Source organism: Pseudomonas sp. A25(2017) (assembly GCF_002001065.1).
Classification (GTDB): domain Bacteria; phylum Pseudomonadota; class Gammaproteobacteria; order Pseudomonadales; family Pseudomonadaceae; genus Aquipseudomonas; species Aquipseudomonas kilonensis.
Genome location: NZ_MUOA01000023.1, coordinates 13,353 through 35,052 on the forward strand (window position 1 = coordinate 13,353; position 21,700 = coordinate 35,052).

General features: G+C 62.9%; 20 protein-coding genes. 2 read left to right on the top strand and 18 right to left on the bottom strand.

Annotation, left to right across the window (positions count from 1 at the left end; all coding sequences use genetic code 11):
- Window position 1: 1 nt before the first annotated feature.
- Window positions 2-664 (bottom strand): HAD-IA family hydrolase, encoded by a 663-nt coding sequence (locus B0E42_RS00305; RefSeq protein WP_077505184.1) that lies wholly within the window; start codon window positions 662-664, stop codon window positions 2-4.
- Window positions 654-1,610 carry a 23S rRNA pseudouridine(955/2504/2580) synthase RluC gene (gene rluC, locus B0E42_RS00310; RefSeq protein ID WP_033062944.1) on the bottom strand — a complete coding sequence of 319 codons (957 nt, stop codon included), beginning with the start codon at window positions 1,608-1,610 and terminating at the stop codon, window positions 654-656. Before rluC ends, B0E42_RS00305 begins: the two co-directional genes overlap by 11 nt.
- A gap of 699 nt (window positions 1,611-2,309) precedes the next feature.
- Between rluC and rne the strand changes: the two genes are divergently transcribed.
- Window positions 2,310-5,495: a ribonuclease E gene (rne, locus tag B0E42_RS00315; protein ID WP_077505186.1), complete on the top strand. Its 3,186-nt coding sequence runs from the start codon at window positions 2,310-2,312 to the stop codon at window positions 5,493-5,495.
- A 366-nt stretch (window positions 5,496-5,861) separates the two neighbouring features.
- Here rne and B0E42_RS00320 read toward each other — a convergent pair whose 3' ends face one another.
- From B0E42_RS00320 to B0E42_RS00375, 12 genes are all read right to left on the bottom strand, one after another.
- A complete protein-coding gene (locus B0E42_RS00320) occupies window positions 5,862-6,452 on the bottom strand; it encodes a nucleotidyltransferase family protein (protein WP_053180965.1) in 591 nt (196 codons plus the stop codon).
- A gap of 20 nt (window positions 6,453-6,472) precedes the next feature.
- Complete coding sequence (locus tag B0E42_RS00325) at window positions 6,473-7,444, bottom strand: XdhC family protein (protein WP_077505188.1); 972 nt, start codon at window positions 7,442-7,444, stop codon at window positions 6,473-6,475.
- Window positions 7,444-9,759: a xanthine dehydrogenase family protein molybdopterin-binding subunit gene (locus B0E42_RS00330; RefSeq protein ID WP_053180971.1), complete on the bottom strand. Its 2,316-nt coding sequence runs from the start codon at window positions 9,757-9,759 to the stop codon at window positions 7,444-7,446. Before B0E42_RS00330 ends, B0E42_RS00325 begins: the two co-directional genes overlap by 1 nt.
- The gene (locus B0E42_RS00335; protein WP_046063676.1) at window positions 9,756-10,226 is read right to left on the bottom strand and encodes a (2Fe-2S)-binding protein; all 471 of its coding nucleotides are present in this window, start codon (window positions 10,224-10,226) and stop codon (window positions 9,756-9,758) included. Before B0E42_RS00335 ends, B0E42_RS00330 begins: the two co-directional genes overlap by 4 nt.
- A 265-nt stretch (window positions 10,227-10,491) precedes the next feature.
- A complete protein-coding gene (gene murB / locus B0E42_RS00340; protein ID WP_024616898.1) occupies window positions 10,492-11,511 on the bottom strand; it encodes a UDP-N-acetylmuramate dehydrogenase in 1,020 nt (339 codons plus the stop codon).
- Entirely contained in the window at window positions 11,508-11,972 is a 465-nt protein-coding gene (locus B0E42_RS00345) for a low molecular weight protein-tyrosine-phosphatase (RefSeq protein WP_014339516.1), read from the bottom strand. Before B0E42_RS00345 ends, murB begins: the two co-directional genes overlap by 4 nt.
- Window positions 11,972-12,736: a 3-deoxy-manno-octulosonate cytidylyltransferase gene (kdsB, locus tag B0E42_RS00350; protein ID WP_053180977.1), complete on the bottom strand. Its 765-nt coding sequence runs from the start codon at window positions 12,734-12,736 to the stop codon at window positions 11,972-11,974. Before kdsB ends, B0E42_RS00345 begins: the two co-directional genes overlap by 1 nt.
- Window positions 12,733-12,918, bottom strand: a complete 186-nt coding sequence (locus B0E42_RS00355) for a Trm112 family protein (protein ID WP_003179363.1) — start codon at window positions 12,916-12,918, stop codon at window positions 12,733-12,735. The genes kdsB and B0E42_RS00355 overlap by 4 nt, the downstream gene beginning before the upstream one ends.
- A 22-nt stretch (window positions 12,919-12,940) precedes the next feature.
- Window positions 12,941-13,951 carry a tetraacyldisaccharide 4'-kinase gene (lpxK, locus tag B0E42_RS00360; RefSeq protein WP_077505190.1) on the bottom strand — a complete coding sequence of 337 codons (1,011 nt, stop codon included), beginning with the start codon at window positions 13,949-13,951 and terminating at the stop codon, window positions 12,941-12,943.
- Window positions 13,951-14,379, bottom strand: a complete 429-nt coding sequence (locus tag B0E42_RS00365; RefSeq protein ID WP_077505192.1) for a biopolymer transporter ExbD — start codon at window positions 14,377-14,379, stop codon at window positions 13,951-13,953. Before B0E42_RS00365 ends, lpxK begins: the two co-directional genes overlap by 1 nt.
- Window positions 14,376-15,011 (bottom strand): MotA/TolQ/ExbB proton channel family protein, encoded by a 636-nt coding sequence (locus tag B0E42_RS00370; RefSeq protein WP_024616893.1) that lies wholly within the window; start codon window positions 15,009-15,011, stop codon window positions 14,376-14,378. The genes B0E42_RS00365 and B0E42_RS00370 overlap by 4 nt, the downstream gene beginning before the upstream one ends.
- A 95-nt stretch (window positions 15,012-15,106) precedes the next feature.
- Window positions 15,107-17,353 (bottom strand): DNA internalization-related competence protein ComEC/Rec2, encoded by a 2,247-nt coding sequence (locus B0E42_RS00375; protein WP_077505194.1) that lies wholly within the window; start codon window positions 17,351-17,353, stop codon window positions 15,107-15,109.
- 144 nt (window positions 17,354-17,497) lie between these two features.
- Here B0E42_RS00375 and B0E42_RS00380 point away from each other — a divergent pair, with 144 nt between their 5' ends.
- Entirely contained in the window at window positions 17,498-18,013 is a 516-nt protein-coding gene (locus tag B0E42_RS00380) for a DUF2062 domain-containing protein (protein WP_033062539.1), read from the top strand.
- Between the two features lie 168 nt (window positions 18,014-18,181).
- Here B0E42_RS00380 and B0E42_RS00385 read toward each other — a convergent pair whose 3' ends face one another.
- The 4 genes from B0E42_RS00385 to B0E42_RS00400 form a co-directional block, all read right to left on the bottom strand.
- Entirely contained in the window at window positions 18,182-18,961 is a 780-nt protein-coding gene (locus B0E42_RS00385) for an ABC transporter permease (protein WP_077505208.1), read from the bottom strand.
- A gap of 2 nt (window positions 18,962-18,963) precedes the next feature.
- Window positions 18,964-19,896: an ABC transporter ATP-binding protein gene (locus B0E42_RS00390; RefSeq protein WP_077505196.1), complete on the bottom strand. Its 933-nt coding sequence runs from the start codon at window positions 19,894-19,896 to the stop codon at window positions 18,964-18,966.
- Between the two features lie 136 nt (window positions 19,897-20,032).
- Window positions 20,033-20,656: a glutathione S-transferase family protein gene (locus tag B0E42_RS00395; protein ID WP_077505210.1), complete on the bottom strand. Its 624-nt coding sequence runs from the start codon at window positions 20,654-20,656 to the stop codon at window positions 20,033-20,035.
- Window positions 20,657-20,700: 44 nt separating this feature from the next.
- The gene (locus B0E42_RS00400; RefSeq protein ID WP_077505198.1) at window positions 20,701-21,360 is read right to left on the bottom strand and encodes a transglutaminase family protein; all 660 of its coding nucleotides are present in this window, start codon (window positions 21,358-21,360) and stop codon (window positions 20,701-20,703) included.
- Window positions 21,361-21,700 lie beyond the last annotated feature (340 nt).

The window sequence follows — 21,700 nt, forward strand, 5'->3', positions numbered from 1 at the left end:
CTTAAAGGGCCCGCCGGCTCAGCCAGGCGTGCAACTCAGGAAAATGATCAATGGCCAGTCGCGGCTCGAACGCCCGTAGCGCCTCGATCGTTTGCGCCCCGTAGCTGACCGCCACCGACCCCATGCCGGCGTTGCGCGCCATCTGCAGGTCGAATGACGAATCCCCCACCATCAGCGCCTGCTCCGGTCGCACGTTGCAGTGCGTCAGGATCTGCTCGAGCATCAACGGATGCGGCTTGCTGGCGGTTTCGTCTGCGGCACGGGTGATATCGAAATAATCCTCCCAACCATAGGACTTGAGCACTCGATCCAGTCCGCGACGAGCCTTGCCGGTCGCGACAGCCAGGTGATAGCCCTCGGCCCGCAGAGCCTCCAGCGTAACCGCCACGCCATCGAACAATGGTGAAGGCTCGGCGTCCAGCGCGATGTAGTGATCAGCGTAATGCTGGCGGAAAACCACCAGCTCATTGTCGTCAATGTCCGGGTACAGGCTGCGAATGGCTTCTGGCAATCCGAGACCGATGATGCCTTTCACCGCCAAGTCGTCGCATCGGGCAAACGCCATGCGGTCCGAGGCGACATGCATCGCCTCCACGATCCGACCAATGGAGTTGGCCAGAGTGCCGTCCCAATCGAAGATCAGCAACTTGTAGTCAGGATGCACTCAACCGCTCCACGGTCTTGGCCCACATGTCATCCACCGGAGCCTGCAACTTCAGTTCGCCACCATCGGGCAGCGGCACGGTCAGCATATAAGCATGGAGGAACAGGCGCTTGCCGCCCAGGTCGCGGATTTCCTTGGTGAAATCGTCATCGCCGTATTTGCTGTCACCGGCAATGCAATGCCCGGCGTGCAAGGTGTGGACACGGATCTGGTGGGTACGCCCAGTCACGGGCTTGGCCTCGATCAGGGTGGCGAAGTCGTCGAAGCGACGCAGCACCTTGAACACCGTCAGCGCCTCCTTGCCCTCCTCGTTGACTTCGACCATGCGCTCGCCGGAACGCAGGTTGCTCTTGAGCAACGGCGCCCGGACTTGCTTGATGGACGTTTCCCAGCGGCCACGCACCAGCGCCATGTAGCGCTTGTCGACGCCGTCGCCGCGCAATTGCTCGTGCAGGTGACGCAACATGCTGCGCTTCTTGGCGATCATCAGCAGGCCGGAGGTGTCGCGGTCGAGGCGATGGACCAGTTCCAGCTCCTTGGCGTCCGGACGCAACTGACGAAAGGCTTCGATCACACCGAAATTCAGGCCGCTGCCGCCGTGAACCGCAATGCCCGCAGGCTTGTTGATCACGATCAGGGCTTTGTCTTCATAGACAATCGATGCTTCAAGGCGCTGCAGCAGACCCTGGGCCAGGGGCACCGGCTCATCGCGCTCGGGCACGCGAACCGGCGGCACGCGCACGATGTCACCGGCCTGGAGCTTGTATTCGGGCTTGATCCGACCTTTGTTCACCCGCACTTCGCCTTTGCGCAAAATGCGGTAGATCAAGGTCTTGGGCACGCCTTTGAGCCGGGCCAGCAGGAAATTATCGATTCGTTGGCCGGCATATTCCGGCGAGACCTCGAGCAGTTGAACGGCTGGGGTCGAAGGGGCAGTAGTTGTCATGGCGGCGATCATAACAATTTTTTATGGAATTGAAGCACTTAATCATTGCTGCTATAGTCGCGAACGCCGCCAAAAGTGGCTGGACAGTGGACTAACGGTCAAAAACCGGCCCTGACCAACGCAATTCACGAGGACGAGAGGCCGTCCTACGGGGCTTTCGCTACGTAACGGTAGAGTTTTCAGGTGTAACGAGCGCAGGTGACATGAGGCCTGAAATACGCCGCAAAGCAGAGTTTTGACTCGCCTTGCGCGCCACATTCACGGCCAGTTCACAAAGTGCAGTCAGCTGCGAACGACCCCGAGCGAATGCTTCGGAAACAACGCCTAAATTAGCCATGATGCGTGACCTCCCCTTCCGGAGCTCACGGTAAATGCCAACCCGCTGCGGATTCTGCGCGCGGCAGCACCCGAATTATCAGGGATACGTGTAGGGTGGAGATGTACAACCGTCGGACTGTGTAGCACTAGGCTTATATTTAGACGCTTCATCTCGTCCACAGGCGCCGGTTGATTCCTCCTCCTGACTGAGTGCTTGAGTACCAGCAAGCAGGACGCGTCCGTCGCGACTTCGCCATCATTGGGTCGAACTCGCTGGACACTGGAGTGGCCTTGCCATCTCCAGGACGCACCTGACACCGACCGTGAGAAGTCGTGTGTGCCGAACGCCGTTTCCGGCAGCCCGGAAACCGACGGTACTACATGAAAAGAATGCTGATTAACGCAACTCAACCCGAAGAGTTGCGTGTTGCACTGGTAGATGGCCAGCGCCTCTACGACCTGGATATCGAATCCGGTGCACGCGAGCAGAAGAAGGCCAACATCTATAAAGGCCGGATTACTCGCATCGAACCAAGCCTTGAGGCTGCCTTTGTCGATTTCGGCTCCGAGCGCCACGGCTTCCTGCCCCTCAAAGAAATCTCCCGCGAATACTTCAAGAAGGCCCCTGAAGGCCGCGTCAACATCAAGGACGTCCTGAGCGAAGGCCAGGAAGTCATCGTCCAGGTCGAAAAAGAAGAACGTGGTAACAAGGGCGCCGCCCTGACCACCTTCATCAGCCTGGCCGGCCGTTACCTGGTCCTGATGCCGAACAACCCGCGTGCCGGCGGCATCTCCCGCCGCATCGAAGGCGAAGAGCGCAACGAACTGCGTGAAGCCCTCAATGGCTTGGTCGCACCTGCCGACATGGGCCTGATCGTGCGCACTGCCGGCCTGGGCCGCAGCAGCGAAGAAATGCAGTGGGACCTCGATTACCTGCTGCAACTGTGGACCGCCATCAAAGAAGCCTCGCTGGATCGCTCCGCGCCGTTCCTGATCTACCAGGAAAGCAACGTGATCATCCGCGCCATCCGCGATTACCTGCGCCAGGACATCGGCGAAGTGCTGATCGACAGCGTCGAAGCCCAGGACGAAGCCCTGACCTTCATTCGCCAGGTGATGCCGCAGTACGCCAGCAAGATCAAGCTCTACGAAGACAGCGTTCCGCTGTTCAACCGTTTCCAGATCGAAAGCCAGATCGAGACCGCCTTCCAGCGCGTCGTCGAACTGCCGTCCGGCGGCTCCATCGTCATCGACCCGACCGAAGCCCTGGTGTCCATCGACATCAACTCGGCCCGCGCCACCAAAGGCAGCGACATCGAAGAAACCGCCCTGCAGACCAACCTTGAAGCGGCCGAAGAAATTGCCCGTCAGTTGCGCCTGCGCGACATCGGCGGCCTGATCGTCATCGACTTCATCGACATGACCCCGGCCAAGAACCAGCGCGCCGTGGAAGAAAAAGTCCGTGAATGCCTGGAAGCCGACCGCGCCCGCGTACAGGTCGGTCGCATCTCGCGCTTCGGCCTGCTGGAAATGTCCCGTCAGCGCCTGCGTCCATCCCTGGGCGAAAGCAGCGGTATCGTTTGCCCGCGTTGCAACGGCACCGGCATCATCCGTGACGTCGAGTCGCTGTCGCTGGCGATCCTGCGCCTGATCGAAGAAGAAGCCCTGAAAGACCGCACCGCCGAAGTTCGCGCCCAGGTGCCGATCCCGGTGGCCGCGTTCCTGCTCAACGAAAAACGCAACTCGATCACCAAGATCGAACTGCGTACCCGCGCCCGCATCGTCATCCTGCCGAACGATCACCTCGAGACGCCGCACTTCGAAGTGCAGCGCCTGCGCGATGACAGCCCGGAAGCCCACACCAACCAGTCCAGCTACGAAATCGCTGCTGCCGCTGCCGAAGTGGAAGAAGTCCAGCCGGCCGCCGCCGCCACTCGTACCCTGGTTCGCCAGGAAGCCGCGGTCAAGACCGCTCCGGCCCGCGCCAATGCTCCGGTTCCGACCGAAGTGGCCGCTCCGGTTGCCGCCCCGGCCGCTGCACCAGAGCCAAGCCTGTTCAAAGGCCTGGTGAAGTCGCTGGTCAGCCTGTTCGCCACCAAGGAAGAACCTGCTACCCCAGCCGTCGTCGCCAAGCCTGCCACCACCGAGCGTCCTGCCCGCAACGAAGAACGCCGTAACGGTCGCCAACAGACCCGCAACCGCAACGGTCGTCGCGACGAAGAACGCAAACCTCGCGAAGAACGTGCTCCGCGTGAAGAGCGTGCGCCACGTGAGCCGCGTGAAGAGCGTCAGCCGCGCGAAGCCCGTGAGGAAGCGCCAGCCGTAGCCCGCGAAGAACGCGCACCGCGTCCGCCGCGTGAAGAACGCCAGCCGCGCGCACCGCGTGAAGATCGCAAGCCACGTGGCGAGCGTGAAGAACGTGTTCGCGAACTGCGCGAGCCACTGGATGCCGCCCCGGCTGCCACCGCCACCGCCACCGCTGAAGAGCGTCCGGCCCGCCAGCCTCGTGAAGAACGTGCACCGCGTCCTCCACGTGAAGAGCGCCAGCCACGCGCCGAGCAGGCAGCCGCCGCTGCCAGCGAAGAAGAAGTACTGAACACCGAAGAGCAGTTGCAGGAAGACGGCCAGGACACCGCCGAAGGCGATCGTCCACGCCGCCGCTCCCGTGGCCAGCGTCGTCGCAGCAACCGTCGTGAGCGTCAGCGCGATGCCAACGGCAACGTGATCGAAGGTTCGGAAGAGTCCGAGTCCTCCGAAAACGCCGAAGCGCCAAGCGCTGCCGACCTGGCCGCCGGCCTGGCCGTGACTGCGGCCGTAGCCAGCAGCGCGATCAGCGCCCCGGCCGAAGCAGAGGCTCACGAACAAGCCGAACGCGCTACCGCTGCCGTGGAAAGCACGCCGGTTGAAGCGCCTGTGGTCGAAGCCACTACCCCGGTAGAAGCCACTGCTTCGCCAGAAGTGGAAGTCGCCCCGGTCCGTGAAGCCCAGGTTGCTGAAACTGAAGTGGTCGCCGAGCCTGCACCGGTCGTCGAGCAGCCAGTGGTAGCCGCTGAGCCAGCCTTCGAAGCACCGGCCGAGGAAAAGGCACCAGAGCCTGCCCGCGAGGAGCAGACTGCGTTCAACTGGACCGCCGAGCCAGCCGCACCGGCACCTGTTGTCGAGCCTGAACCGACACCAGAGCCCGTGAAAGCGGTCGAGCCAGAAGTGGTCGAACCTGCTCCAGTGGTTGTCGAAGCACCTGCCCCGGTTGAAGAGCCAGCACCTGCCAGCGCCCTGACCGAGAATGGCCGCGCGCCGAACGATCCGCGTGAAGTGCGCCGTCGCAAGCGTGAAGCCGAGCGTCTGCAGAAGGAAGCCGAACAAGCCGCCGCTGCTGCCGCTCAAGCGCCTGCTGCCGAGCCAGCTCCAGCCGTGGAAGAAGTCGCCGAGGCAGCCCCTGCCCCGGTCGCCGAGACCCCGACTGAGTCGGCTCCGGCATTCGACGAACCTCAGCAAACTGCTGAAGAAGTCGCGCCGCGTCACACTGAAGCCCTGGAAAAAGAGCACGAGCCTAAACCTCACGCCTGATTCCACCGCCCAGTAAAAAGCCCCGCCTGGTCATGCCAGGCGGGGCTTTTTTATGCCTTCATACTTATCCACAGTGGGTCTGGGGCCAGGCACAAGACTTATGCCAACTGAAAATCCAATGTGGGAGCCGAGCTTGCTCGCGATGGCGTCGGCTCAGCTTGCATTAATGCTGAATGCCAGACCGCTATCGCGAGCAAGCCCGCTCCCACAGGGCACCCAGGGTCGGACACAAGTCTTATATCCACTGAAAATCCAATGTGGGAGCCGAGCTTGCTCGCGATGGCGCCGGGTCAGCTTGCATCGATAGTGAATGTCAGACCGCTTTCGCGAGCAAGCTCGCTCCCACACAGGGTTCGGCGTCGTTTGTTATTTAAAGGCCAGTGCCTCTGGCACATCGACATCCCAGGTCACGCCTGGGTCATCCACCGGCACTTCGACCACTTGCGCCCCGGCAAACAATACCTTGGCCCCCCGATCGCCGGTCAATGCCATCAGTTTCGGCCCAAACCCACGACCGAACCCCACCGGATGCCCGTACTCACCCGCAAGGACCGGCACACTGATGCCATCCGCACGGATCCCTGCCACCACCTGTTCGATGCTCGACGGCAGGATAAAGGGCATGTCGCCCAACACCATCAGCCAGCCATCAAGATCAGGACAGGCCTGGACGCCTGCGGCAATGCTGTCGCCCAGGCCGGGTGAGTCCAGCTCCACGAAATCGCAGCCATAGGCCTGGGCCATGCGAATGGCTTGCGGCCGGTCCCTGCTCGTCACCAGCAGGCGCTTTTCCAGGGCGGCTGGCAGATTCACCAGCACCTGCTCGATCACCGACCGCACGGCACCGTCACGCCCGGTGCAATCAGCCAGCAATTTATCCTTGTCCGGGCCTGCAATCCGGCGGAAACGGCTGCCCGATCCGGCCGCCAGAATGATCACGCCAATCGACTCGCTCATACGCCCTCCTTGCCCACGGCTCACAGCGGCTTTTTCTGCCGCAGTTCCACGCCATTCTTGATGGCCACGATTTCGGCCAGCAGCGACAAGGCGATTTCCGCCGGGGTGTGGCTGCCGATGTGCAAGCCGATGGGGCCATGCAAGCGTTCAATGGCCTCTGCTGACAAGCCTAGCTGAGCCAGGTTATCCCGGCGCTTCTGGCTGTTGACTCGCGAGCCCAGCGCGCCGACATAAAAAGCCTTGGAATCCAGGGCGGTGAGCAACGCCATGTCGTCCAGGCGTGGGTCATGGGTCAGGGCCACAATGGCGGTGCGCTCGTCGGTCTGGATGCTCAGCACCGCTTCGTCGGGCATCCCCGAGACGAAGCGGCCATGCTGCTCTTCCCAACCGTAGACAAACTCCTTGCGCGGATCGCAGATCAACACTTCGAAATCCAGCAACCGGGCCATTTCCGCCACGTAGCGCGACAGTTGCCCGGCGCCGATCAGCAGCAGCCGCCAACGCGGACCGTATATGGCCCGCAGGACCTGCCCATCGAACACCAGGGCGTCGGTCTTGCTGGCCCGGGTCAGGACCACGTTGCCGCTGGCGACTGTCAGCTCACGGGCGACGATTTCATGGGCCTCGCAGCGTTCCAGCAATTGCGCGACCCAGTGTGGGTCGCCCACCCGCTCTTCGGTCAGACGCAGGGTGCCACCGCACGGCAGGCCGAAGCGCGCCGCCTCTTCGCGGGTGACGCCATAGGTGATCAGTTGCACCGGCGGACCGTCCGCCGGAATGCGACCGTCGTGCAGCCGAGCGATCAGGTCATCCTCGACACAACCTCCCGACACCGAACCAATCACCACGCCATCTTCGCGCAGGGCCAGCATCGCCCCCGGCGGCCTTGGCGCGGTGCCCCAGGTCTGGACCACAGTGAACAGCACCACCCGCTGCCCGGCGCGGCGCCACTCAAGCACGCTGCGCAGGACGTTCAGATCAACGCTGTCCATCAGGCCTTCGCCTGCTGCCAGCCCTGCAGCTGATAGCGCACGGGCAGGCTACGAATACGCTTACCGGTGGCGGCGAAAATCGCGTTGCACAGCGCCGGCGCAATCGGCGGCACGCCCGGCTCGCCAACACCGCCCAACGGCACCTCACCTGGCGGCGTGACCAGATGCACCGCCACTTCCTTGGGCGCCAGGGACATGCGCGCCACTTCGTACATATGGAAATTGTCCTGCTGCACCTTGCCGTCCTTGAAGCTGATTTCACCGACCATGGCATTGCCCAGGCCCATGACACAGGCGCCTTCGAACTGGGAACGGATGCGTTCGGGATTGATCTGCGGACCGCAATCCACGGCGATGTCCGCCTTGTGCACAATCACCGTGCCGTCGTCCTTGACCTCCACTTCGATCACCGCCGCCACGTAAGTGACGAAGCTGTAATGCACCGCCAACCCCAGGCCACGGCCCTTGGGCAGCTCCCGCCCCCAACCGGCGGCCTTGGCAGCGGTTTCCAGCACCGTGCGAATCCGCGCGGTATCAATCGGATAACGCTCGGGGGATTCGCCATAGTTCCATTCTTCGCTCAAGGTACGCGGATCGATCTTACGGTCCGGCCCGAGCAATTTGACCTGGTACTTCAGCGGATCCTGGCCGGCCTTGTGGGCCAATTCATCGATGAAACTCTGGATCGCGAAACCGTGGGGGATGTTCGACACCGAGCGATACCAACCCACCCGGGCATGGGCCACCGCTTCGGGATTCTCCAGGCGCAGGTTCGGGATGGCATAGGCCATGTTGGTCACGCCCATGCCTATTTCGAACGGCGCCTCGTGGGTCATGCCCGGCGCAAACAGTGCGGTGATGCTCGGGGCTACGGTGCGGTGCAACCAGCCGGACGGCATACCGTCCTGGTTCAGGCCGGCCTTGAGGTATTCGGCCGAGACGGTGTGGAAATACGAGTGATGGATGTCGTCTTCACGGGTCCACTGCACCCGTACAGCCTGGCCGGGAAATTCCTTGGCGAGCACGGCCGCTTCGACGACAAAATCGGGTTTGGACTTGCGTCCGAAACCGCCGCCCAGCAACGTGATGTTCACCGTGACCTTCTCGAAAGGAATGCCCAGGCGTTCAGCGACACGTTCACGGGTCACCTGCGGGGCCTGGCTCGGTGCCCAGGCCTCGCATTGGCCGTCCTTGAACCGGGCGACGGCAACCATCGGCTCCATGGGTGATTGGGACAGGTGCGGCAAGTAATACGCCGCTTCCAACGTCGAATCAGCCTTGGCCAGCGCGTCGTCGAGATCGCCGCTGCTGCGCACGACTTTTCCGGGCTTGAGGGCCGCCGCTTCCAGCTCCTTGCGATAGGCAATGGAGTCATAACCGGCATTCGGGCCATCGTCCCATTGGATTTTCAACGCTTCGCGGCCCTTGATCGCCGCCCAGGTGTTCTTCGCCACCACCGCCACGCCGCCCAACGGCTGGAATTCCGAGGGCAGCGGGCGCCCTTCGATCTGCACCACCTTGACCACGCCCGGTACCTTGAGCGCCGCGCTGCTGTCCACGCTCTTGACCTTGCCACCATAGACCGGCGGACGCGCGATGACGGCGTAGAGCATGCCGTCGAAATGCACATCGGCACCAAACACGGCACGACCGTTGACGATGTCTGCGCCATCGATGGCCCGGCTCGCCTCCTTGCCGATGTAGCGGAACTCCGAAGGCGACTTGAGGCGCAAGCTGTCACGCCCCGGCACCGGCAAGGCACTGGCAGCAGCGGCCAACTCGCCATAGCCCAGTTCACGCCCCGAAGGCTGGTGCAGCACTTTGTGCAGTTGCGCACGGCATTCACTCACTGGCACCTTCCACTGCGCAGCGGCGGCCAGTTCCAGCAGGGTCCGGGCGGCGGCACCGCATCGGCGCATCGGCTCGTACCAATGACGCATGCTGCGCGAGCCGTCGGTGTCCTGGTTGCCGAAGCGCGCCTCATCGGCCGGCGCCTGTTGCACCTTCACACGCGCCCAGTCGGCCTCCAGCTCATCGGCCACGACCATGCTCAGGCTGGTGCGCACACCCTGGCCCATTTCCGAACGGTTGCAGATCACGGTCACGCTGCCATCGGCGGCAATGCTGACGTACACCTTCGGGTCGTCGACCGCGCCATGGGGCATGCCCTCGGCGCCGAATTTCTTTTCCTCGGCAAAGGCCTCCGGCAGGCCCCAAGTGGCCGCCAGCACCAGCACACCGGTGGCACTCGCGCCCTTGAGGAAGCCACGGCGGCTGAGGTTGCTCAGCACGAAATCATCGGGCAAGCGGCTCATGCCTTGGCCTCCTTCAGGTGAGTGGAGGCCTGGCGGATCGCGGTCTTGATCCGGTTGTAGGTGCCGCAGCGGCAGAGGTTGCCGACCATGGCTTCTTCGATCTGCTCATCGCTCGGGTTGGGGTTGGTCTTGAGCAAAGCGGTGGCGGACATGATCTGCCCGCCCTGGCAGTAACCGCACTGGGCCACGGCAGTCTCGAGCCAGGCCTTCTGGACGACCTGCCCGACCGGGTCAGTGTGCAGCCCGTCGATGGTGCTGATGTCCTGCCCCTTCACCGAGCCGATGGGCGTGATGCAACTGCGCGCCGGGGCGCCGTCGATGTGGATGGTGCAGGCGCCGCACAGGCCCATGCCGCAGCCGAATTTGGTGCCGTTGTAACCGGCCACATCCCGGATAGCCCACAGCAGCGGCATGTCCTCTGTCACATCCAGTTGATGGTCTTTTCCATTGAGTTTCAGGGTAATCATGGGCACGCCCGCATAGTGATCGAGTTATGGGGTCGAGCAATCTGCCGCCGGGTTGACGGTTCGGTTGTCGCAGACTGACTCAGGCTGATCGGGCTCTCTTATGCCGGCGCACGCAGGCGTCTGCATCGGGCCTTTAGGATGCGATGGTCGCATCGTTAGGAGGCTAAATTAACCCAGGATCACGCAAAACGCCCTGCACAATCCTGCACAAATGCTTGTGTGCAGGGTGTGCAGGGCGTTTTTCAGGCGCTTGCGTGAAAGTCGCTCAGTACCGATTGGGTTCCATTTCCAGCTCGACCTGGAAACGTTCGGCAATGTCTTTCTGGATGCGCAGGGCCAGGTCCAGAAGTTGCGGGCCCGTGGCGTTGCCGTAGTTGACCAGCACCAACGCCTGCAACTTGTGCACCCCGGCATCGCCTTCGCGAAAGCCCTTCCAGCCGGCCCGTTCGATCAGCCAGCCGGCAGCGATTTTCATCTGCCCCTCAGGCTGTGGATAAGCCACCAGGTCAGGGTATTGCAGCTTTAAGTGCGCCACATGCGTGGCCGGCACCAGCGGGTTCTTGAAGAAGCTGCCGGCATTGCCCAGCACCGCCGGGTCCGGGAGTTTTTCGCTGCGGATGCTGCAAATGGCCCGGCTCACATCGGTAGGTGTTGCCTGCTCGATGCCCTGCTCGGTCAATCGCTGGCGCACCGGGCCGTATTCCAGATGCAAGTGCGCGGCGCGGCTGAGGGCAAAACGCACCCGCAGGATCAACCAGCGACCCGCTTGCTGTTTGAACAGGCTGTCGCGATAAGCGAACCGACAGTCTTCAAGGCTGAAATCGCGCAGCTCGCCGGTCTGGCGATCCAGCGCGGTGAGGCCGGCGAAGACATCCTTGATCTCCACACCGTAGGCGCCGATGTTTTGCATCGGTGCCGCGCCCACAGTGCCGGGGATCAGGCTGAGATTCTCCAACCCGGACCAGCCCTGCGCCAGCGTGTGCTGGACGAACGGGTGCCAGGGCTCCCCTGCTTCGGCTTCGACCACTACGCGTTCGCCGTCATCGCTGAGCAGGCGAATACCGTGGCTGGCCATGCGCAGCACCAGCGCGTCGATGTCGCCGGTCAGCAGCAGGTTGCTGCCGCCGCCGATGACCAACAATGGCACGGCATGCTCGGTGGCATAGGCCAGCGCCTGGCGAACATCGCCATCGCTGTGGGCTTCGGCGAACAGCCGGGCGCTGACGTCCACACCGAAACTGTTGAAGGGCTTGAGGCTGACGCCCGCCCGCACCTGCAAGGTCATAACCGCCCCTTCAATTCGATCACCAGGCGATCCGTGGCGCGCTCGATCAAGTCCAGCACTTGCTCGAAGCCTTGCTCGCCGTCGTAATACGGGTCCGGCACATCGTCGAGTTCAGCCTCGTAGCGCCGCAGGAACAGGTCCAGCTCGGCCCTGCCATTGGCCGGTTGCAGGGCCTTGAGGTTGCGCAGGTTGCTGCTGTCCATCGCCAGGATCAGGTCATAGGCGGCGAAATCAGCGCGGGTCACCTGTTGCGCGCGCTGGGCCGACAAGTCGTAGCCACGCTTCAGGGCCGCCGCCTGGCTGCGCTTGTCAGGAGCCTTGCCGACGTGCCAGTCACCAGTGCCGGCGGAAGCGACTTCCACCTGGCCGGCCAGCCCGGCCTCACGCAACTTGTGGCGCAGGATGCCTTCGGCGGTGGGCGAGCGGCAGATGTTGCCGAGGCAGACGAACAGGACCCGCATCAAGCCTCCAGCAGGCGACGAACGCGCTCGAGGTCTTCGGCGGTGTCGACACCGGTCGGCGGGGCGATCAGCGCATCGGCGACGTGGATCCGCACGCCGTGCCACAGGGCACGCAGCTGTTCCAGGGCTTCAGTGTTTTCCAGCCAGCACGGGCCCCAGGCGACGAAGTCCTGGAGGAAGCCGGCGCGGTAGGCATAGATGCCGATGTGGCGGCGGTATGGCACGCCTTCCGGCATCACGTCACGGCTTTGGACGAATGCGTCCCGCGCCCAGGGCAACGTCGCGCGGCTGAAGGTCAACGCCAGGCCATTGAGGTCGCTGACCACCTTGACCACGTTGGGGTTGAACAGCGTCTGCACATCCTCGATCGGCTCGGCCAGGGTGGCCATGCGCGCCTCGGTGTGGGCCGCGAGGTTGGCGGCGACCTGATCGATCACGCTCGGCGGGATCAACGGCTCGTCACCTTGCACATTGACCACGATCGCGTCGGCGGCAAGACCGAGTTTCGCCGCGACCTCCGCCAGGCGGTCAGTGCCGGAATTATGGTCTTCACGGGTCAGGACGACTTCGGCGCCAAAGCCTTTGCAGGCCTCGACGATGCGCGCATCGTCAGTCGCCACCACCACTCGCTGGGCGCTGCTTTTGCAAGCCTGCTCCCAGACGTGCTGGATCATCGGCTTGCCGGCAATCGACAGCAACGGCTTGCCGGGCAGCCGCGTCGAAGCGAAACGCGACGGAATGACAACGGTAAAGGCTGCGGTCATTTATCCAGGCGCTCGTCGGTGGTCAGGGTGCGGGCTTCGCTTTCGAGCATCACCGGGATGCCGTCGCGAATCGGGTAGGCCAGGCCGGCGCCCTTGCTGATCAGTTCGGTCTTGTCGGCGCTGAGCTTGAGCGGGCCTTTGCAGACCGGGCAGGCCAGAATGTCGAGCAGTTTGGTGTCCATGGAGTTCCCCTGGATAAAAGGTTTAAGACAAGAGCCGATCCGGCAACAGGCGCATCAACTGCGTATCGAACCAGGCCGCGAAGGCCGGTGACGGCGCGGCGTCTACCGCCAGGTACCACCAGTCGGAGGCGGCGAAGGCACGGCATTTGACCGCGTCTTTTTCCGTCATGACCACCGGCAGCGATGGCGTGAAATTCAAGGCCTGGGCGCTGTATTCGGCGTGGTCGGCAAACCCATGCGGTATTGGCCGCCAGTGTAGCGTTTCGAGGGTCTTGAAGAAACGCTGGGGATTGCCGATGCCGGCCACGGCATGCAGGGCCTGGCCGGGTGGAAAATGGTCGAGGGGGCGCCGTTCGCCGCTGACCAGGTTCACCAGCTCGGTGGGGCGCAATTGGAAGGCAAAGCCGTCTTCGCGGTCGGCACTGGCGCCGTTGTATAGCACGGCGTCGACCGATTGCAGGCGCTCGACCGGCTCGCGCAACGGCCCGGCGGGCAGGCAACGGCGGTTGCCCAGGCCGCGGGCGTTGTCGATCAGCACCAGTTCAAGGTCCCGGGCCATTCGATAATGCTGCATGCCGTCGTCGGACAGGATCAGGTCCAGCGGTTCGGCCTCCAGCAGCGCCTGGACCGCGCGACTGCGATCGGGGTCGATCATCAACGGCACACCGGTGCGCTGGACGATCAACAGCGGTTCATCACCCGCGACGTCGGCGCCCTGCTCGGCCGTTACCCGCCAAGGCAGTTGCGGTGGCTTGGCGCCGTAACCCCGGCTGACCACCCCGACCCGCAGGCCACTGCGCTGGCAGTGCTGGATCATCCACAGGATCAACGGCGTCTTGCCGGTACCGCCAACCGTAATATTGCCGACCACCACCAACGGCACGGGGGGCTGGTAGATCTGGCCCTCACCCGCCAGGAAACGCTCGCGCTTGCCCACCACCACCCGGCGGTACAACCACTCCAGCGGCCGCAGCAGGGTCAGGGCCGGGTGGCCTTCGTACCACGCGGCAAGCAATCGATCGGACATGGCCATCAGGGTACGGGGGCCGCCTCGACCGTGGTCATGCGCAGATGGCTGAAACCGAGCTTGCCGGCCGCGTCCATGGCGGTAATCACTGATTGATGAGGGGTCTTGCCGTCGGCGCTGATGGACAGCGGCAGGTTGGTGTCGCCGCCAGACTCTTTCTGCAGGGCCTCGATCAGGCTCGCCAGGTCGCTCTTGGGCAGCAATTGGTTATTCACCGAGAACGCCCCTTCGGCGCTGATGGTGATTTCCAGGTTCTTCAGTTGCTGGTCTTCAGCCGGCGAGCCGCTAATGGCCTGCGGTAATTCAACCTTGAGCTGGGTTTCCCGGGTGAACGTGGTGGTCACGACGAAAAACAGCAGCAGGATGAACACCACGTCGATCAGCGACGCGAGGTTGATCTCGATGTTTTCCCGTGGCTTGCGGCGGAATTTCACTTCTTGCCCCCAGCCAGGTCCACGTCACGGTCACCTTGCACCACCTCGACCAGCTTGATCGCTTCCTGCTCCATGCCCACCACCAACTCGTCGACGCGGCGTTGCAGGAACCGATGGAAGAACACGGCCGGAATACCCACCATCAGGCCGGCGGCGGTGGTGATCAGGGCCTTGGAAATGCCCCCTGCCAGTACCGCGGCGTTAGTGGTCATGCCGGAGCCGGTAAACGCACTGAAGATGTCGATCATGCCCAGCACCGTACCCAGCAGGCCCAGCAGCGGGGACATGGCGGCGATAGTGCCCAGGGTATTGATGTAGCGCTCCAGCTCATGGATGACCCGGGCGGCAGCTTCCTCGATGCACTCCTTCATGATCTCGCGACCATGCTTGGAGTTCGCCAGGCCGGCGGCGAGGACTTCCCCCAGCGGTGAACTGGCTCGCAGCTCCTTGAGCTTGTCCTTGTTCAGCTGCTTGTCCTTGATCCAGACCCAGACCTGCCCGAGCAGATGCTCCGGGGTCACGCGGCTGGCCCGCAGGGTCCACAGGCGTTCGGCAACGATACCCAGTGCCGCGATGGAACTCAGAATGATCGGCAACATCATCCAGCCGCCGGATTTGACCAATTCCCACACAGTGACTGCCCCCTCGAAAAAGTGCGCCACTTTATCACACAGACTCGCCTTGCAGACCCGCCCCAGCGATAAGCGCATCACCCGGTTGCGCTGGGTCAATATTGCCCTGGTGGCCCGACGGCTGGCGGATCGCGCCAGTAGCGGCGGTGCCCGGCCTCGGTGCGCGGCAGCTCGAAAGCCCCCAGTTGCAGACGAATGGCGCCCTGCTCGGCGCTGTCGTAGACCGCCAGGCCCGAGCGTCGATACCGGGCCATCACCTGGGGATGAGGGTGGCCGAACGCGTTGCCCTGCCCTCGGGAGATCAATACCGAATGCGGCTGGAGACGTGACAGCAACGCCATCGACGACGAACTGCGGCTACCGTGATGCGGCGCGGCCAGCCACTGGATCGGCGCCGCCAGGGACTCATCGAGCAAGGCCCGCTCGGCATGGGTGTCGATATCGCCAGTCAGCAGCAGGCGTTCGCCGCCGGCCTCCACCAGCAGGACGCAGGACTTCTGGTTGCTTTCAACGGCAGAGGCCCACCGCCACAGCTCGAACCTGACCCCGTCCCATTCCCAACGCCGACCGCTTTCACAAGGTCCGGCCAGCAGCTCGGCGGGCAGCGCGTCGGGATCGCCGCTGATGACTTCCATCGTCGGCAGCCCATTGCGCACGGCGCGGGCACCGCCAGCGTGATCGGCGTCGGCATGGCTGAGCAGCATCAGGTCCAAACCGCGCACCCCCAGTTTGCGCAACGTCGGCAATACGACGCGTTCGCCCACATCAGCTTCGCCAAAGCGCGGCCCGGCGTCGTAAAGCAGGCTGTGATGCCGGGTCCGTACCAGCACCGCCAGCCCTTGTCCCACGTCCAGTTGCCAGATCTCGGCGTGCCGTTGGGGCAGGTGCTCTCGCGGTGGAAACACCATCAGCAACACCATTGGCCACCCCAGCACACGTAGCGGCACACCTTTGGGTAGCAGCAGCAAAAAAGCACCGAAGGCCGCGATAGCCAAGACCCAGGGCGGGACCGCAGCAGGGACCCAGGCCGGCATTCGTCCGGCAACCAGCGTCAGCCCCTTGAACAGCAGATCAAGCAGCCCGCCAGCGATCCACAGCAGGCCTTCGCCCAAGAGCGGCACCGGCAACAACGCCGTGCCGAGCAACGCCGGCGGCAAGACCAACAGGCTGATCCAGGGCACCGCGACCAGGTTCACCAGCGGCCCGCTGAGGCTGACCGGCAAGCCTACGATCAACAACAACGGACACAGGCCGACCGCGACCAGCCACTGGGCACGGGTCCAGGTTTGCCACCAGCGCCACGGCCCCAGGCGGCCGCCAAAGGTGAACATCAAGATGGCGACGGCCGCAAACGACAACCAGAACCCCGGCCGCAGGCTGGCAAGCGGGTCGAACACCAGCACCCCGACGAAGGCCAGCAGCCAGGCCCACCACGGATCTGGCTGTTTGAAACGCAAGCGCCACAACAGCACCAGGCCGATCATCGCGCAGGCTCGCCGCACCGGCACCTCGAAGCCGGCGAGCAAGCCGTAGCCCAGGGCGGCGCAGAAGGCCAGCGCACAGGCCCAAGGCAACCAGGCCAGACCGACCGGCCACAGGCCATAACGCGCCGCACCGGCCACCAACAGGTACACCAGGCCGGCGAGCAAGCCGATGTGTTGCCCGGAGATCACCAGCAAGTGGACGGTGCCGGTGTCTTGCAGCACCTGCCAATCCTCGCGACTCAGCCCACCGCCGTCGCCCAGGACCAGCGCCGCCAGCGCACCGGAGCGGCCGTGGGCATCGACCTGTGCCAGCGCCTGGCGCACCTCGTCGCGCCAGGCGCCCCGGGCCGCTTGCAGGAGACGACCGTCCTTGATCGTACCGGTCGCGCCGATACCTCGGCTCAACAACCAGGCGGCATAGTCGAAGCCGTGTGGGTTCAGCAGCCCGGCGGGCCGTTTGAGCTTCACCGCCAATCGCCAGCGTTCGCCGCTATTGATGGGCGGGCCACCGAACCAGGCGAGGCGCAGCGTTGTCGGTAATCGGGTACGACGTGAATGGGCATCGGCCAGTTCGAAGCGCACCACGCCATCGCCCTGTTGCGGCAAACCGACGACGCGCCCCTCGACCCAGCGGGTTTCGCCGTCGAGCGCGGCGGGCAACCGATCGTCCAGCGCACACTGCGCCGACAGGCAGGCCCAGGCCAGCCCGAACAGGAAAAAACCCAGCGGGTAGCTTCGAAACGGCAACGCCATCAGCGCCAGCACCGGCATGACTGCAATCAGCCACAGCGGCGGCAGTGCCGGTAAAAAAATCGGGGCCAACAGCCCCAGTGCAAACGCGACTAATCCTGTGCGCATAACCCGTCCTTGAGAGTGCCCTGTTCAGGCATAGACGGTCAGCGGCACCGCTGGCGTTATCAATTGTCACAAAGTCTGAATCTGTCAGCCGTAGAATCCAGACATACTTGCGGCCTTACTGCGTTGAACCGACCGAGAAGCCTTATGCCCCGGCGCCTATTCAAACGTTACATGCCAGACCCAGAGAGCATTCGGGAACATAAATCCTTACGTTTTCTCGGCACCCTGTTGCACGATCCCAACCTTTGGCACCTCAATCGACACTCTGTGGCCCGGGCAATGGCCGTCGGTCTGTTTGCCGCGTTCTTGCCGATCCCGTTGCAAATGTTGCTGGCCGCCGCCTTGGCCATCACGGTGCGCGGCAACATGCCGATTGCGGTGAGCCTGGTGTGGCTGACCAATCCGATCACCATGCCGGCGGTGTTCTTCTGCACTTACCAGACCGGCGCCTGGCTGATGGACGTGCCCGCCCGGACACTGCCCGAAGAACTGACCTGGGAATGGATCAGCGGCCAGTTGTCCACCTTGTGGCAGCCGTTCCTGCTCGGCTCGGTGGTGACCGGCCTGGTACTCGGCGCCCTCGCCTACTTCGTCACCATGAGTTACTGGCGCTGGTGGGTAGCCCGACAGTGGAGGCGGCGCAAGAAAAGCCGGATGTGAAATACAAAAAGGCCTCCTGGGAATGGAGGCCTTTTTTTGTGGTGTTCTTACTGGCCTCTTCGCGAGCAAGCCCGCTCCCACACTGATCTATGTCGAACGCTAATCTTGCGTTCACTGAATATCGAGTGTGGGAGCGGGCTTGCTCGCGAAGAAGGCGACGCGGTCTTGTCAGGTACGCATCCCGCGCCCGCTGACCAGCAACCGCGCGCAACCGATGTAAAGCACCACGGTCGCCACCAGCATGAAGGTAATCGCGATGCTGATCTTGATGTCCGATACCCCGAGGATGCCGTAGCGAAAGGCGTTGACCATGTGCAGCACCGGGTTGGCCAAGGACACGGTCTGCCAGAACGGTGGCAGCAAGGAGATCGAGTAGAACACCCCGCCCAGGTAGGTCAGCGGCGTGAGCACGAATGTCGGGATGATGGAGATGTCATCGAAGTTGCGCGCAAACACGGCGTTGATGAAACCCAGCAGCGAAAAGATCGTGGCCGTGAACACCACCACCAATACCGTTACCCCCAGGTGATGCACCTGCAAATCGGTGAAGAACAACGACAGCAGGGTCACGATCAGGCCCACCGCCAAACCGCGCAGCACACCGCCCAGGGTGTAGCCGATAAGGATCGTATGGGGCGACACCGGCGAGACCATCAGCTCTTCGATCGAGCGCTGGAATTTGCTGCCGAAGAAACTCGACACCACGTTGCCGTAGGAGTTGGTGATCACCGACATCATGATCAGCCCCGGCACGATGTAGTCCATGTACGTGAAGCCGCCCATATCGCCGATCTGCCGGCCGATCAGGTTACCGAAGATCACGAAGTACAAGACCATGGTGATGGCCGGTGGCAGCAGCGTCTGCGGCCAGATCCGCATGAAGCGCCGGACTTCACGGTAAACGATGGTATTGAGGGCGATGAGGTTGGGGCGCAGCTCGGAACTCATGCTCATACCGCCACCTTCGCCAGATTTTTCTCCACCAGGGACACGAACAACTCCTCGAGGCGATTGGTTTTGTTGCGCAGGCTCTGCACTTCAATGTTCTGCAGGGCCAACTGGGCGAACAGCGCGGTGATACCCACGGCTTTGTCCACCTGGACTTCCAGGGTGTGACTGTCCACCAGGCGAGCCGGATAGCCAATGAGCTGCGGGACCACTTGCAGATCATTTTTCAAATCCAGCAGGAAGGTTTCCACATGCAGTTGGCTGAGCAACTGGCGCATGCTGGTGTTCTCGACGATGGTGCCGTGGTCGATGATGCCGATGTTGCGGCACAACTGCTCAGCCTCTTCCAGGTAATGGGTGGTGAGGATGATGGTGATGCCTTTCTGGTTCAGCTCGGTCAGGAAACTCCACATCGAACGACGCAGTTCGATGTCCACGCCGGCAGTCGGCTCGTCGAGGATCAGCAGGCGCGGCTCATGCACCAGCGCGCGAGCAATCATCAGGCGCCGCTTCATGCCGCCGGACAGTGAACGGGACGGCACATCGCGCTTGTCCCACAGGCCCAGTTGGGTCAGGTACTGCTCGGCGCGCTCGTTGGCGATCTTCGGCGGGATGCCATAGTAACCCGCCTGGGTCACAACGATGTCGAAGGTCTTTTCGAACTGGTTGAAGTTGAATTCCTGGGGCACCACGCCGATGCAACGCTTGAGAGCGGCGGGCTCGCGGTCCAGGTCATGACCAAAGATGTTCACCGTGCCGCTGGTCTTGTTCACCAGCGTGGAAAGAATACCAATGGTGGTGGATTTGCCGGCGCCATTGGGGCCGAGCAAGGCAAAAAAGTCACCTTCGGCGACGTCCAGATCGATACCACTCAAGGCCTGGAAACCGTTGCCGTAGGTTTTGGTTAGCTGCCGGATGGACAGAGCGGAACTCATATCGGATTACGCACCAAGAAGGGAGGGAAGAAAAGAATAGATAAGGGCGGGCGGCGAGCAATACAACCACGGCGCACGAAGGCAATGGTGCTTGGCGTCACCGCACAAGTACAGTCAAGTGTGTCGATAGTAAGTATTAAGTCAACGCGGTCATGACAGCCTTGCGGTAGGCCGCACGCTCCTGCAACCGCGCGTACCAGGCCTGCACACCGGGCAGCTCGGCGCGCTGGATGGGCATCTCGAACCAGGCATAAATGAAACTGCCCAGGGGAATGTCACCCATGCCGATTTCATTACCTGACAGGTAGGGCTGCTCACTCAAGGTCTGCTCGACCATCGCCAGCAAGTCATCGCACTCCTTGATCGCCGCGTTGATGGCCGCCCAGTCCTGTTGCTCGGTCGGGGTGCGCAAGACGCCCCAGAACACGGTGCGAAACGGTGCGGCAAAACTGGAAGTGGTCCAGTCCATCCACTTTTCAGCCTGGGCCCGTGCCTGTACGTCAGCGGGATACCAGGCCGAACCCGACGCATGACGAGCAGCCAGGTAACGCACGATGGCGTTGGACTCCCAGAGCACGAAGCCGTCGTCCTCGATCATCGGCACGCGGCCGTTGGGGTTTTTCGCACGGTACTCGGGCGTATCCACCACACCGAATGCCCCGCCCGCATCAATGGCCTCGTAGGCCAGCGCCAACTCTTCTGCGCACCACAACGCCTTGCGCACATTCGATGAATTTTTCCGGCCCCATATCTTCAGCATCACGGCGTCCTCGATGGATAAATGCCGCAGCAGCATACGCCGGATCAGGCACGACTCAAATCGCCCTGCATGTCACCGAGCAAGAGTGGCACCTGCTCGCCGAACAGGTGCGGGTAGCATTTCTCCAGGTGTTCGAAGAAGAGCGCCTCGGGCACATCGGCGAATGGGCCGTGGTCGGTAACGTACTCCATCAGCTTTGCCCCTTGTCGATTGAACGGGTGGAAAACGCTGTCGTGGCGACCGTCGAATTCCAGCGGGGCCACGTCGAACAACTCGCACAGCCCCTGGTTGAATGCCGGCGTGGCCTTGACCCAGCGGTCGTTCAGGTACAGCTCGGTATAACCGTGCATGGCGAACACGTCGCTCTTGAGCAATTCCAGCAGGCGCGGCGTAGACAGGTGATTGCGCACATCCGCCAGGCCGATGCGCGCCGGGATGCCGCAATGCCGGGCGCAGCCGGCCAGCAAGGTAGCCTTGGGCACGCAGTAACTTTCGCCTGCGGCCAGCGCGTAGCTGCCGCGCAGGGTCGCCGGGTCGCGACTGAAGGTATAGGGGTTGTAGCGCACCGCCTCGCGCACGGCGTAATACAGGCTGACCGCCTGGGCCAGCGGGTCGCGGTCGGTGCCACGGTGGGTTTCGGTGAACGCGATGACCGCAGGGTGATCGCTGTCGATGAAGGGGCCGGGGTTCAGGTATTGCTGCATAAAAGGAAGGCCTCTCAAAAAACATCACAACCTGTAGGAGCTGTGTAGGAGCTGTGTAGGAGCTGTCGAGTGCAACGAGGCTGCGATCTTTCCCCAGACAATTGCATCCTGAGCGAAAGACCGACAGAGCAAGATCAAGATCAAAAGATCGCAGCCTTCGGCAGCTCCTACGGGGGGCTTGCCTCGAGTTTATCCGCAGCCCCCGGCCAGCGATAACGGCATTCCGGCCAAACAATGGCGTTTTCTCACCTTGTTAACGAACGATTTCCCACGGCTGTTGCCAACCAGACTGGCGCAATGCACCCAGGGTTTCCCACGAAATCAATCACATCGCGCTGAC

Bases quoted from the DNA above. Each gene is read 5' to 3' on its own strand.
- rluC (WP_033062944.1), bottom strand. From the start codon at position 1,610: ATGACAACTACTGCCCCTTCGACCCCAGCCGTTCAACTGCTCGAGGTC.
- rne (WP_077505186.1), top strand. From the start codon at position 2,310: ATGAAAAGAATGCTGATTAACGCAACTCAACCCGAAGAGTTGCGTGTT.
- B0E42_RS00320 (WP_053180965.1), bottom strand. From the start codon at position 6,452: ATGAGCGAGTCGATTGGCGTGATCATTCTGGCGGCCGGATCGGGCAGC.
- B0E42_RS00325 (WP_077505188.1), bottom strand. From the start codon at position 7,444: ATGGACAGCGTTGATCTGAACGTCCTGCGCAGCGTGCTTGAGTGGCGC.
- B0E42_RS00330 (WP_053180971.1), bottom strand. From the start codon at position 9,759: ATGAGCCGCTTGCCCGATGATTTCGTGCTGAGCAACCTCAGCCGCCGT.
- B0E42_RS00335 (WP_046063676.1), bottom strand. From the start codon at position 10,226: ATGATTACCCTGAAACTCAATGGAAAAGACCATCAACTGGATGTGACA.
- murB (WP_024616898.1), bottom strand. From the start codon at position 11,511: ATGACCTTGCAGGTGCGGGCGGGCGTCAGCCTCAAGCCCTTCAACAGT.
- B0E42_RS00345 (WP_014339516.1), bottom strand. From the start codon at position 11,972: ATGCGGGTCCTGTTCGTCTGCCTCGGCAACATCTGCCGCTCGCCCACC.
- kdsB (WP_053180977.1), bottom strand. From the start codon at position 12,736: ATGACCGCAGCCTTTACCGTTGTCATTCCGTCGCGTTTCGCTTCGACG.
- B0E42_RS00355 (WP_003179363.1), bottom strand. From the start codon at position 12,918: ATGGACACCAAACTGCTCGACATTCTGGCCTGCCCGGTCTGCAAAGGC.
- lpxK (WP_077505190.1), bottom strand. From the start codon at position 13,951: ATGGCCATGTCCGATCGATTGCTTGCCGCGTGGTACGAAGGCCACCCG.
- B0E42_RS00375 (WP_077505194.1), bottom strand. From the start codon at position 17,353: ATGCGCACAGGATTAGTCGCGTTTGCACTGGGGCTGTTGGCCCCGATT.
- B0E42_RS00380 (WP_033062539.1), top strand. From the start codon at position 17,498: ATGCCCCGGCGCCTATTCAAACGTTACATGCCAGACCCAGAGAGCATT.
- B0E42_RS00385 (WP_077505208.1), bottom strand. From the start codon at position 18,961: ATGAGTTCCGAGCTGCGCCCCAACCTCATCGCCCTCAATACCATCGTT.
- B0E42_RS00390 (WP_077505196.1), bottom strand. From the start codon at position 19,896: ATGAGTTCCGCTCTGTCCATCCGGCAGCTAACCAAAACCTACGGCAAC.
- B0E42_RS00395 (WP_077505210.1), bottom strand. From the start codon at position 20,656: ATGCTGAAGATATGGGGCCGGAAAAATTCATCGAATGTGCGCAAGGCG.
- B0E42_RS00400 (WP_077505198.1), bottom strand. From the start codon at position 21,360: ATGCAGCAATACCTGAACCCCGGCCCCTTCATCGACAGCGATCACCCT.